The 12,151-nt window shown below is 45.8% G+C and carries 11 protein-coding genes; 5 read left to right on the top strand and 6 right to left on the bottom strand.

What is annotated here, in order from left to right; genetic code table 11:
- Positions 1-7: 7 nt before the first annotated feature.
- The gene (locus tag ABIO93_RS29360; protein ID WP_348073593.1) at positions 8-544 is read right to left on the bottom strand and encodes a TlpA disulfide reductase family protein; all 537 of its coding nucleotides are present in this window, start codon (positions 542-544) and stop codon (positions 8-10) included.
- Here ABIO93_RS29360 and ABIO93_RS29355 point away from each other — a divergent pair.
- From ABIO93_RS29355 to ABIO93_RS29340, 4 genes are all read left to right on the top strand, one after another.
- A complete protein-coding gene (locus tag ABIO93_RS29355) occupies positions 525-1,346 on the top strand; it encodes a hypothetical protein (protein WP_348073592.1) in 822 nt (273 codons plus the stop codon). The genes ABIO93_RS29360 and ABIO93_RS29355 overlap by 20 nt on opposite strands.
- Before the next feature lie 218 nt (positions 1,347-1,564).
- A complete protein-coding gene (locus tag ABIO93_RS29350; protein WP_348073590.1) occupies positions 1,565-1,825 on the top strand; it encodes a hypothetical protein in 261 nt (86 codons plus the stop codon).
- Between the two features lie 10 nt (positions 1,826-1,835).
- Positions 1,836-2,042: a hypothetical protein gene (locus ABIO93_RS29345; protein ID WP_348073589.1), complete on the top strand. Its 207-nt coding sequence runs from the start codon at positions 1,836-1,838 to the stop codon at positions 2,040-2,042.
- Between the two features lie 99 nt (positions 2,043-2,141).
- On the top strand, positions 2,142-2,981 hold the full coding sequence (locus ABIO93_RS29340; protein WP_348073588.1) for a ThuA domain-containing protein: 840 nt from the start codon (positions 2,142-2,144) through the stop codon (positions 2,979-2,981).
- A gap of 42 nt (positions 2,982-3,023) precedes the next feature.
- Here the strand turns inward: ABIO93_RS29340 and ABIO93_RS29335 are convergent, their stop codons facing one another.
- Entirely contained in the window at positions 3,024-4,181 is a 1,158-nt protein-coding gene (locus ABIO93_RS29335) for a serine hydrolase domain-containing protein (protein ID WP_348073587.1), read from the bottom strand.
- Between the two features lie 67 nt (positions 4,182-4,248).
- Here ABIO93_RS29335 and ABIO93_RS29330 point away from each other — a divergent pair, with 67 nt between their 5' ends.
- On the top strand, positions 4,249-5,070 hold the full coding sequence (locus tag ABIO93_RS29330) for an alpha/beta hydrolase (protein ID WP_348073586.1): 822 nt from the start codon (positions 4,249-4,251) through the stop codon (positions 5,068-5,070).
- A 90-nt stretch (positions 5,071-5,160) separates the two neighbouring features.
- On the opposite strand, the gene ABIO93_RS29325 is transcribed toward ABIO93_RS29330, so the two are convergent.
- The 4 genes from ABIO93_RS29325 to ABIO93_RS29310 form a co-directional block, all read right to left on the bottom strand.
- Entirely contained in the window at positions 5,161-6,708 is a 1,548-nt protein-coding gene (locus ABIO93_RS29325; RefSeq protein WP_348073585.1) for a RagB/SusD family nutrient uptake outer membrane protein, read from the bottom strand.
- A gap of 21 nt (positions 6,709-6,729) precedes the next feature.
- Positions 6,730-10,113: a TonB-dependent receptor gene (locus ABIO93_RS29320; RefSeq protein WP_348073583.1), complete on the bottom strand. Its 3,384-nt coding sequence runs from the start codon at positions 10,111-10,113 to the stop codon at positions 6,730-6,732.
- A gap of 188 nt (positions 10,114-10,301) precedes the next feature.
- Positions 10,302-11,360, bottom strand: coding sequence for a FecR family protein (locus ABIO93_RS29315; protein WP_348073582.1), 1,059 nt, complete (start codon positions 11,358-11,360; stop codon positions 10,302-10,304).
- 157 nt (positions 11,361-11,517) lie between these two features.
- Positions 11,518-12,105, bottom strand: a complete 588-nt coding sequence (locus ABIO93_RS29310; RefSeq protein WP_348073581.1) for an RNA polymerase sigma-70 factor — start codon at positions 12,103-12,105, stop codon at positions 11,518-11,520.
- Positions 12,106-12,151: the final 46 nt, after the last annotated feature.

Raw genomic sequence — 12,151 nt, 5'->3', positions numbered from 1 at the left:
TTACAGACTACCGCCCTTCCGCCAGCTTAGTAAATTGCTCCAATTGATCCATATCACCCAAATAACCGCTAGGTACGATCAACTTGCCCGACTTATCGAAAATCATGGCTCTGGGAATAAAAGTGAGGTTTTGCTCTTTCAGAAACCGGGCTGATTCCTGATTGGTGATGAGATAGTTTTCTGCGTAGGTACCGAGCCTTTCTTCGTCGCTTGCTTTCTTCCAACGGCTGGCGTCTTTGTCGATAGACAGGTATACAAACGCAATGTCTTTGCCTTTCATGGCTTCGATCAGTTTCTTTGCGCCGGGCATCGTTTCCCTGCAGGGCCCGCACCAGCTTGCCCAAAAATCCACTACCAGTATTTTACCAGCATGCCGCTTCTTTATATCATCAAGTGTCAGCTTAGCACCGGCCGGGTCAACGAGTTGGACAGCAGTACTGTCTGCGGTTTCGTTCAGTGTGGTAGGTGATACGATTTGGGTGATGATTAAGTTGCTACCTAATCCGGTCGCTAGCAAACTGGAAATGAGCAGAATCGATAGCATGTTGATGTCATTTTTGTTCCAAAAAATAGAAGAAGTACCCGCAGGTATTTTACCGTCTCTTCAAAAGAATTCCTACTTTAACAGTTACATCTCATCAACACGCTCAACATCAACTTTTATTTTCAAGATCCTAAATATCAGCCCAAAACAACAAGTTTCGCAACCATTGACTCACTTTGGCAAACTCATCTTGACGATCCCAATTTTCGTTTTGTTCTTTGAATGTTCTTCAACAACACCAACAGAGGAAATTTACAGGCTCACATTCAGCGACTCGACGAATTTCAAGGTTATGAACGCATTCGGTCTTTCCCGTCCGGAAAACATCGTGATCCTGGACACGACACACCGTTGGGATTATACTGTTTTTTGGACCAAAGTTGTGGGCGGTGAATCTCCGGAGCAAATCGAAAGTGACACCATGACTACACGGGCTGAGGGCTACGATCCTGAATATCTTTTCAGGGATTCACTGATGATCAATGCTATTGATTCAACAGAGCGAAAGGTGCTTCGAAGAAAAACATTGCGGTTTGAGCCAAAGCGGATTAGTCTTCACGGTCGGCACTACGAGACTATCTCTGATGCCCAGGATGTCAAAGGCTTTTATGTCAGTACAACGGCTCCACTTTTTAGCTCCGACGGCCGGTACGCTTTCATGGTTGTGGAAATGTACCTGAACGACGGCGTTAAAAACAGTTACGGCTGGGGAGACGTTTTCGGATATACCACGCTTGTGTATGAAAAACAGGCCGATAATAGCTGGAAGAAGTTTAAACAGATTGATTATCTAATCCTGTAATCTGGCACTTAGACTACCAAAAACCACCCTGTATACCTATTGTCCACCTACATCAAGCATCCCATAAACTATTTGTACACCCTAAAAAATTGCAGGCTCATTTGAACTGCCGTACGTTTGCATTGCCTTTTCGGAACAGGGCTTTGAACGTTGATTAACAGTAGCTTGCACAACATTATATCACACTATTTTTTACTATTAGCCTTAAATAAAATAATATGTCAATCATCAAAATTATCACCGGTATCAATTGGATTCTGATCGCTATCTTTGGTTACTACGTGGTCTGGGCGCTGTTGCAAGTCAGTAAGCCCAGCCACGAAATGCCAGGTGTGGAGACGATCATTAAAGTAACGGGATTTGTATTTTTGCTCTCCCTGATCGGCCTCAATCTTGCTTCATATTCGTGGATGAAAGTTGTTGCGTTTATCCTGGGCGTAATACTGCTACTGATCATTTATTCTTTTAGCGACCATTAAAAAACGACTTATGAAAAACTTTGGAATTGCACTCCTCTGCGGCATCCTCGGCTACGTGATTCTGGCCAGCCTGAGCTACTTTCTGATCGGAAAGCTTTCATCGAATGGTCACGATCGTGGCGTTGAAGCCAGCATGACCAGCATCTTTGTTTATGGCCCCATCGGCTTCATCCTGATGTTCATTGCCGGTTATGTCTGGATCAAAAACTACTTCTGACCCTTCCTGATTAGCCAATTACCCTCTCCACACACACATTTAATAATTCCTTAATACCAGCCAGCCATGAAAATGAGCCTGCCCTTGTAATTTGGCCCAATGATAGCTAAACTACTAAAAAGCAGGCTCTTATTTCTTTTTACCAGCATTTTCGTTTTCTGTCTTTCGCTTTGGGCCTACGCGCTGCACACCATGAGGCAGCTACCCTGGCAATCTCCCCTATTTGATACAGAAATACCGAAATTCATCTCTCCGGTCCATTCCAACGCCATTCTCATTTTCAGTAAAACAAATGGATTTCGTCACGAGTCAATTGAAGCAGGGATTACGGCCATTAAAAAGGCGGGCGAAAAAAAGGGCTGGGATATGCACACAACGGAAAATGGCGCACTGATCAATCCAGGTTACCTTCGCCAGTTTAAAGTTGTTGTATTTCTTTCAACTACCGGTGAAATACTGACCGGATCCCAAAAGCTGGCATTTGAAAACTACATTGAAAATGGCGGAGGATACGCTGGCATCCATTCTGCTTCGGATACCGAACATGGTTGGGCGTGGTATGGCAAACTACTTGGTACATTATTCCGTGATCACACATTTCTTCCCTATCATTTGCCCGACGCTGAGGTTATCACTGAAAACGTGAATCATCCAGCAAATCGCGGCTTACCTACTCGTTGGAATAAAACGGATGAATGGTATAATTTCAACGAGAACATTCGGGGAAAAGAAAATTTCGAAGTTCTTCTGAGCCTTAACGAGAAATCGTACACTTCCTTCTGGCACAAAATGAATGGCGACCATCCTATCTCCTGGACGCACCGGATGAAAAAAGGAAGAATGTTCTACACCGCGCTGGGGCATAATGCTGAAACTTTCATTGATTCAATTGCTGTAAAACACATTATGGGAGGTATCGCATGGGCGGGGAAACTTTAAGGAAACATTCCAGGCGATCCTTACGGCAACTATCGCCCTGCGTCACTTATAAAGCAAACCAATCAGCTTTCTCCATTCCATATAGTCGTTCAGCTCTCCATTCATTAAAATAACCAACCCTTTTTTCCGAAAAGGATCATAGAGCATATAAGTCGCCACTCCAGTGTCGCTGCCGCTGTGACTATACATGATCGTCTCCGTATTGAATAGGTACATGAACCAGGTATGAAAGCCAAGGCCTATATCCATAGGCGTCAGGGACTGCACGGCGTTGCTGTCTATGACAGACTTATTGTTGAATCGGCCATCATTAACCCAACAAATCAGAAAGTTGGCCAGATCTTCCACATTACATTTAAGTTGGCCTGCAGGATAGTCGGGGAAGTTGCCATGTTTTTGACGCTGATATCTGTCCAGTGAATCAATGGAGTACGGAACGGCCAGCAGGGTGGAATCCGTTTTATTCAAAAACCAACTGGCACTGTGCATTCCTAACGGATTGAAGATCATTTGCTGACAATACCGATCAAAAGGTGTTTTGGTGATTGCTTGAACCAGATAACCTAAAAGCGCATAACCTACATTCGAGTATTCAAACTTTGACCCGGGTTTGTCAGCCTTAAAATTCTTCGATTTGTCGTAATGCTTTCCATCAACAGCCAGGTATTGTTTTAAGAATTGATCGAGCGGAATATCGGGGCCTTTGTATTTATTATCCCAGAATGGCAGCAGGTAGTCGAAATTGTCCGAAATGGAGGAACGGTGCCTTAATAGTTGTCTGAAAGTGATCGGGAGGTCAGGAAAATTTGGATTCTTGACCGAAAAAGGCAGATAACGGTTAATGTCGTCATCCAACTTAAAATATCCACTACCTTCCAATTGCATAATGGCAGCAGCAGTGACCGTTTTGGAAAGAGAAGCAATTGAAAATTTGGTACTCCTGGTGACCGGAATGGCTTTTTCCAAATCCTGGTAGCCATAGTGCCTGCTCCATTCAATTTTATCGCCATCGATTTTCGCCGCCGAAAGTCCGGGAATATGCAGACGACGCATTTCGGCCAGAATTGTGGAATCTACTGGTTGGGCTAAGGACGTCAGTATCGATGAAACAAAACAGCACAGTACCCCGCTCCAAAAGGTAAATTTATTTGGATTAAAATAAGAGGTATCACCAGCACATAACCGACTTGATTGACTCATTTCGTACATTTTTCATCAAAAAAAAGTATCTTCCCAAAACTTTACGTATCCTTATCAAACCACAAAAATGGCCAAAATTACTGTTAAAGACGGGACTGAGATTTATTACAAAGATTGGGGAACGGGGCAACCTATTGTGTTTCACCACGGATGGCCTTTATCCGGCGATGATTGGGATGGGCAAATGATGTTTTTTCTGAACCAGGGTTTCAGAGTTATTGCGCATGATCGCCGGGGACACGGAAGATCTACCCAAACGGCGGTTGGAAATGATATGGATACCTACGCAGCAGATGTTGCAGAACTTACTGCAGCGCTTGATTTAAAAGACGCGATCCACGTCGGCCACTCGACCGGAGGCGGCGAAGTGATTCGGTATGTTGCCAAATATGGCAAGGGACGCGTGGCCAAAGCGGTGTTGATCAGCGCGGTGACACCTTTAATGGCACAAACTGAAAATAATCCGGAAGGCATCCCAATGTCGGTTTTTGACGGAATCCGCGAAGGAACCGCGACCAAACGTCAGCAGTTTTTTCAGGATTTCACGATGGCTTTTTATGGATACAACCGTGAAGGCGCCGAAATATCGCAAGGTATCAGGGATAATTGGTGGAGACAGGGAATGATGGGCGGAATCAAGGCTCATTACGATTGCATCAAAGCTTTTTCAGAAACGGATTTTACAGAAGACCTGAAAAGTGTGGACGTGCCTGTGCTCGTTTTACATGGTGAAGACGATCAGATCGTACCATTTGAATTAACCGCGGTGAAAGCTGTAAAACTTGTAAAAAATGGAAAACTGATCTCCTACCCTGGTTTCCCTCACGGAATGCCTACCACGGAGGCTGCAACAATCAATGCCGATCTGTTGGCTTTTATCAATTCGTAGAAAACAGAAATACGTAAGCTAGAAAATGGCTTAAATTAAAACAGGCTGCTCCGAAATCCGAAGCAGCCTGTTTATACATCGTCAATTTGATCAATAACCAGGATTTTGTGTTAATAACGGGGCATTGCGGTCAATTTCCGTTTGTGGAATGGGCCAGAACTCGTACTTGTCCTCATACTTGGACTTAATCGTCGGCGCAAGCGGGTTTTGAACGAACCCATTCAATTTTTTAGTGGCAATTCCCCATCTTCTCAAATCAAAATAGCGCTGACCTTCCAAAGCGAATTCCACACGTCGCTCATGGCGGATCTTCTCGCGCGCTTCAGTTTGGGAAAGACCTGCGGCCAGTGCCGGCATTCCAGCTCTTGTTCTAATCAGGTTAACGGCAGTAATCGCATTAGCAGGGCCTTTTGCCTCATTTTCAGCTTCCGCGTACATCAACAGAATATCCGCATAACGCAGCAAAACAAAGTCTCCTTCATCGATCGCTCCATAATCCGGATTGACAAGACTTGGATCGAGCCATTTTTTCACCGCATAAAAACCATTGGTCCAGCTATCTTTTCCCGGTGTTGCTACCGACAGATCGCCGGTAAATGGCCAGCCCTGCGCTTTGGTATCACCCGGAAAAAAGAATGTAAGCCGCATTCTCGGATCTCTTTTTTCAAATGGTTTAGTAGCATCATACACCGCCGAAGTGGCAATGTCCTTGCCGTCGATCGCCTCATATTCGTTGATCAGGTCCTGTGTTCCCAGCTCGCCTTTCCAGCGCTGCAGGGATACACCCAGCGCCACATCCTGATGCAGCAGGTTAGGTTGAAGGTATTTGACAGAGAACATGATTTCGGTGCTGCTGTTTTGTGCAGGTTTAAAAAAGTTGCCTTCATAGCTGGAAGACAAACTATACTTGCTGGCATCCATGACCTGCTTGGCCAATGCTGCGGCTTCCGCATACTTTTTCTGATACAACAGCACTCTCACCAGGTAACCTTGTGCGGTGCTTTTCATGGCGTGACCATCTTTGTAAGCATTATCAGGCAATGAAGCAATGGCTTTTGCAAGATCGTCCTCGATCAATTTTAACACTTCCACTTTCTCGGATTTGGCTCTCGCTGACTTGAAATCTACGGCAAACGGATCGTCGGTCGTGATAATGACATTGCCATAAAGCTGCGCCAGCCAGAAGTAATTGAATGCGCGGAGAAAGTACGCCTCTCCCTGGTACCGGCTCAGTTTGTCTCCTTTCAAAACCTTATCAACATTAGCCAGAAAAGAGTTGATCGCCGCTATTGCCTTGTAATTATTGGCATAATAGGCGTACACAAAATCCCCTGACTGCGGTGTGATCCCGGACGAAAGTGCGCTGGTACCACCGCCGTAATTGTACTGGCCGTACGAATCATCACTGAAATTATCCCAGGCAAACACCTGATACTGCGAGGTTGCATAACCACCACTTGGAGCGTACAAAAAGTTATACAGGCCGGTCAATGCAAGATCTGCATCCGCCTCCGATTTCCAGAAAATGCTTGCAGACAGCTTGTCGGGTGGAGCCACATCGAGGTCATCCGTACAGGAAGTGACCGAAAAAGTAAGCGTTACCAGCGTCAGAACAGCATATTTTACTATATTTTTCATATCTCAGTATTTTAAGGTCTGTTAAAATTGAACATTAATACCAAATGTGAATGTCCTGTTTTGCGGGTAAGCGAGGTAGTTTCCGCTATTCACCCGCTCTGGGTCCAGACCAGGAAATTTGCTCGCCGTCAATACATTGTCGGCAGAAGCGAACAATCTGACAGACTTCATTTTGATCTTGTCGATCACACTCCGGGGAATGGTGTAGCCGAGCTGTATATTTCTCAGTCGCACAAATGAGGCGTTTTTCAGGAAATAAGTCGAATTGTAGTTCTGTACCGGCGCATATCCGTCTGCCACATATATTTTCGGCATCGTATTGGTATGATTGGTAGGCGTCCACCGGTTCCGCCAATCTGTCGTCGGCACCGAACCTTGTCTGAATGGCTCGATACCCCATCCGTTGACATATATTTTCTGTCCAACTGAACTGAAAACCTGCGCAGACATATCAAACCCTTTCCAGTCAGCCGACAAATTCAATCCGAGTTGCATCGCAGGATATTTCCCCTTCTGGTAGGTACGGTCTTTGTCGCTGATCACACCGTCGCCATTCACGTCCTTGATTTTAAGATCGCCGGGCGTGGGCGTAACGGGCTGTTTGGGAGCAGCATCAATTTCCGCCTGGCTCTGGAAAATACCATCCCAGATGTAGACATAAAATTCGTCTAGCGCGTGCCCTTCTTCACGGATCGTATTACTGCTGATCTCTGTTTTTCCAAATTCTTCCAGGATATTTTTGTAGGCCTGTAAATTCACCCCAACCGTGTAGGAAAACCCACCATTCGTACGTCCGACATAGGCCAGGTTCAGCTCAATACCTTTATTCCGGACAGCCCCATTGTTAATCGTAGGTGCATTCAGGCCCAGCCATAGCGGTACCTGCGATCCCCGGAGAATATCAAAAGTGTATTTATTGTACACGTCCGCCGACAAGGTAATCTTGTTGTTGAAGGCGGTCAGGTCCAAACCGACATTCACCGACCGTGTCGTTTCCCATGTAAGATTAGGATCTACAATGGATTGTGATGCAAAACCGGTTGACGTCGACCCGCCGAAAGCATAGTTGGTGTTGGTCAATGTCGCCTGGTAAGGATAGTTACCGATGTTCTGGTTACCCAGCTGGCCGTATGATGCACGTAGTTTCAGATCGTTGAGCCAGTTGGTATTTTGCAAAAAAGCTTCCTTCGAAATTCTCCATCCTCCTGAGAAAGAATAGAACAATCCCCAGCGCGTGTCCGATGGCAAACGCGACGTTCCATCGTAGCGAACGCTTCCACCCAGGAGGTATTTATCCTTCAAACTGTAATTGGCAGTGGCATATAGCGAATGGATAGCCCATTGTGCTGAGGTTCCTCCATTCGTTTGGCCGTCGGCAGGCCCTGCATCAAGTTCGGTCAAAAGATTGGTCGGGTACTGCCTTCTGGAAGCAGATATCGAGCTCGCCTGGTTCTTTTCTTGCTGGTAACCTCCTAAAATGGAAAGCGTGTGATCGCCAAGTGTCTTATGATAATTGAGCTGGCTATAAAAAACGCTGTATATCACATCATTACGCTGAACATTCAGGCCCGGAGTACCCACATCAAGCAGTCCGGCCGAGCTCATATCATTGAAATAGTACATGGGCACCACCGGCCTGAAAGTACTTGATTTGTTATTCTGGAAATTGAAACCCGCTTTATTTTCCCATCTGAGGCCATCCAGCACGTCCACGTCCAGCGACATATTTCCCTGCGCGTAATAATCTTTGGTATACTGAATGGATTTCTCTTTCACTGTGGCAATCGTATTCTTGTTACCCTGTTCATTAGGGAATGCTCTTTTGATCCATTTCCCGTCCTCAGTCTGAGGCGGGTAAAGCGGCGACTGGGCCATTGTAGATAAAAACATATCCGTACTGCCATTGCTCGGCGCCTGCTGGTCGCCGTATCTGAATTGCAGGTTGGTACCCAGGGTCACACGCTTGTGGACTTTGGATGACAGGCCCAGGTTCATTGTATATTTTTTGTAATCGAACCCGATCATTACACCCGGCTGATCAGTGATTCCGAGACCAACATTAAAAGTGGTACCATCAATGCTGCCACCTGACATATTCAGAAAATGGTTTTTCACATAAGCAGGTCGAAAAAGGTCATCCAGCCAGTTGTGATTTGGGAATTTGACGCGGTCCGTAGCATTTCTGTACAGATCGATCTGATCCTGTGTATACAGCGGCGACAAATTGGAATTCGTCCGGGCCTCATTGGAAAGCTCCATAAACTCAGCCGAATTGGTGACCGTTTTCGGGATTTGGGTCGGATTGGAAATACCAATATTAAAACCGTAGCCAAAAGCAAAACCGCCGCCGTTCCCATTCTTGGTTTTGACAACAATGACACCATTTGCGCCTCTCGCGCCATAAATCGCCGCCGAAGCAGCATCTTTTAATACCGTAATTGACTCAATATTGTTTGGATTAAGAATATCCAGCTTACCTGGCAAGCCGTCGATAATGATCAAAGGGTCATTTCCCGCGCCACTGAATGTACCCGTACCCCTAACGCGCAACTGCAGCCCCTCGTTACCTGGTTCTCCCGAGTTCTGTATCACCTGTAATCCGGGAAGATGCCCTTGCAGCAGACTTACCGGGTTGGTCGCCACGCGTTTGATAATAGCATCACCCGAAACTGTAGTCACCGCGCTGATGAGGTTCCTCTTGGCTTGTGAATTATAGCCCACCACCACTACCTCGTCCAGCGCCTTATTGTCCACCGCCAGGTCCACATTGATCACCGATGCATCGGCCACCTTTATTTCCTGACTTACATGGCCCACGAAAGAGAACACCAGAATGCCGCCATCGTCGGGCACATCGAGCGAATAAGCCCCGTTTACATCTGTGGACGTGCCTCGGGTCGTTCCTTTAATGGTAATGTTCACGCCGGGCAATGTCTCCTTCGTTCCGGATGTTACCACACCTTTGATCGTTTTTTCAATCGTATTTTGTGCCGCTGCGATTGGAGTACCATCATCCTGGGAAAGCCCGCCGGACGGTTCGCGTCCCGCAGGTTTCAGAATGATCCTGTTTCTAACGATTTTGTAAGAAATATTATCAGGACTGAATATCTGGTCCAGCACTTCCGACATATTTTTATTGTGAGCAGAAAGTGTGATTTTTCGCTCAACCGGCAGTAACTCTTTACTATATACGAATTTGACATTTTCAGCGGCTGCAAGCTCTGCTAGTATGCTTCGGATCGTTTTTTGTTGGGCTTCAATGGAAACTTTCCTTAGCAGAAGTTCCTGAGCGTGCGTCTCACCACCGGACGAATAAGTACAGGCGATAAGCGCAATGAGCATTTGTAAGGATGACACTTTCATGATAGTCCGCCAGGGGTCTATGATTTCTAGTCTTTTTTTCATTTTTTTACAATTTTAGATCACAGGATGATTTAAATGCTCCCAGTATTTCATTTGTCCAGAATGAAACAACCGAGATCTTTTCGAGGGATGGGAATAGGGACCGAAGTATGCTTCCGGCATATTCGGTCCTTTTTTTTGCGACTAGGTAGAGTTTGTATGCATATCAATGTTGTTAAAAAGTTAAAAAATCACTGAATGGCTTTGCACCCCGGCCCGGTCAGGAAAATCTGATCCCCTCTTACCTCGTAGCTGGCATCGATAGCGGCGCATAAGACGTCCAACAACCCGAACAGGTCGGTTAAATTCGATGCATCGGCCGTAATACTGCAGTTGGCCAGGTTCTTATTGTCAAGCAAAATAGCGACGCCGTATGCTTTTTCCAGTTGTGGAATGATGGTAATTACAGGCGTGTCGGTGTAAATAAATGTGTTGGCAAGGTCCGTCACGCTTTCGCGCCGGGCTACGAGCACGGGCTCCTCGACCAGTCCTGTGACCATTTCCTTGGTTTCAAATGAAAACGTAACTTTCTTATTGGGCGTCAGGGTAACTTCCTTACCGACCGCGGATGCCACGGTACGGTCAGCATTTTCCTTTACTTTGACCAATCCTCTCAAAACAGCCACCTCCACATTGCCCTGCTTGTTGGTTTTGATCGTAAAACTGGTACCCAGTACTTTGGTAATGATATGGTCCGAATAAACTGTAAAAGGCTTGCCGGGATCGTGTGTGACATCAAAAAAACCGTCTCCCTTTAAAAATACATTTCGCTCGCGGGCAGTGAATGCTTGCGGGTAAAACAGGATGGAGCCCGGATAAAGCGATACCTCGCTGCCATCAGGAAGTTTGACCAGTTTAAGCTTTTTACTATCGTTTTCATTCCGCACCAGCTCACTGATCATCGAATCCGGCACCTTGGCAATAATTGATTTTCGCTCGATGAAACCTCCCTTGTAAAAAAGGAATCCGCTGATCAGAAAAATAGCCGTCGCGGCAAATTTGAAATACACCGACTGCCACCACCTTTTCCCGATGAGCGGCTCCACGATTTCAGGCGCCTCATGCATTTGCTGTCTGATAGAGTTCCAGATATCCGATTTCAGTTTCGGATCCTCCTGCTGCAGTTCATCTGTTTTGGAATGATTGATTGAATCATACCAAAAATCCATCACCTGCTTTTTAATCGGATTAATAGTGTTATGCTGGTAGCGATGTATCAGCCGATAAAATCCTTTCCAACTCTTGCCCATGCCTGTACCTGATCGTTAAAAACAGAATTGTTCCTATGTGTAAGTAGATCTGGCAGGCCCTGTGCCACAAAAAAGTTTATTATTTATTAGAAAATTTATATTAAACGTTCCAATAAATAGTAAACTTCTTAGAATATTTATAGCAATTTTTGGAAGCTTATTTTGAGAAATGGTGGGCTATCAGCAGCAATAAGTAGATGTTGTAGTCCTGTAATTGGACGCGGAGCGTTTTCAGTCCCTGGCTGAGGTGGTACTCCACGGATCTGGTAGATATTTTAAGGATTTTCGCAACCTCACCGTGCGGTTTATGCTGCATCTTACTCAGTTCAAACACGGCCCTGGTTTTGGAAGGTAGTTGATCCATGCACGCAATGAGGGATTGGTTCAAGTCATTGTAAGCCAGCTCTTCCTCGGTATCCCAGTCCGCCTCAGACATATTGATAAAGACAAACTGATCGTAGTTCCTGCGAACTATCTCCTTTTTGAAGAAATCCAGCACTTTAAATTTGACGGCTCCATGAAGATAATGTTCCAGCTCGCTGATATCGACTGTTCCGCGCCTAGCCCACAGATCCAGAAAAATGTCCTGTACGATCTCCTTGGCTTCGTCGGAGGCCCGGACTTTGTTTTCAGCAATCCTGTAAAGCCTATGCCAGTACCGGTCGTAGATTTGCTCAAATGCTTCCCCATCGCCCAGTTTCAGGCCCTCAATCAATTCTGCATCACTGGTGTATGTAGTAGGCATGTAGATTTTTGGTTTCCGTCCCGGCCCTCTTTCCCAGGCTTGAAAG

The organism is Dyadobacter sp. (assembly GCF_039919315.1).
Classification (GTDB): Bacteria; Bacteroidota; Bacteroidia; order Cytophagales; family Spirosomataceae; genus Dyadobacter.
Note: the sequence above shows the minus strand (reverse complement) of the source record. Positions and strands in the feature narration are given on the sequence as shown.

Coding starts and splice junctions, on each gene's coding strand:
- ABIO93_RS29340 (WP_348073588.1), top strand. CDS start 2,142: ATGATAGCTAAACTACTAAAAAGCAGGCTCTTATTTCTTTTTACCAGC.
- ABIO93_RS29345 (WP_348073589.1), top strand. CDS start 1,836: ATGAAAAACTTTGGAATTGCACTCCTCTGCGGCATCCTCGGCTACGTG.
- ABIO93_RS29350 (WP_348073590.1), top strand. CDS start 1,565: ATGTCAATCATCAAAATTATCACCGGTATCAATTGGATTCTGATCGCT.
- ABIO93_RS29335 (WP_348073587.1), bottom strand. CDS start 4,181: ATGAGTCAATCAAGTCGGTTATGTGCTGGTGATACCTCTTATTTTAAT.
- ABIO93_RS29310 (WP_348073581.1), bottom strand. CDS start 12,105: ATGCCTACTACATACACCAGTGATGCAGAATTGATTGAGGGCCTGAAA.
- ABIO93_RS29355 (WP_348073592.1), top strand. CDS start 525: ATGAGCAGAATCGATAGCATGTTGATGTCATTTTTGTTCCAAAAAATA.
- ABIO93_RS29320 (WP_348073583.1), bottom strand. CDS start 10,113: ATGAAAAAAAGACTAGAAATCATAGACCCCTGGCGGACTATCATGAAA.
- ABIO93_RS29360 (WP_348073593.1), bottom strand. CDS start 544: ATGCTATCGATTCTGCTCATTTCCAGTTTGCTAGCGACCGGATTAGGT.
- ABIO93_RS29315 (WP_348073582.1), bottom strand. CDS start 11,360: ATGGGCAAGAGTTGGAAAGGATTTTATCGGCTGATACATCGCTACCAG.
- ABIO93_RS29330 (WP_348073586.1), top strand. CDS start 4,249: ATGGCCAAAATTACTGTTAAAGACGGGACTGAGATTTATTACAAAGAT.
- ABIO93_RS29325 (WP_348073585.1), bottom strand. CDS start 6,708: ATGAAAAATATAGTAAAATATGCTGTTCTGACGCTGGTAACGCTTACT.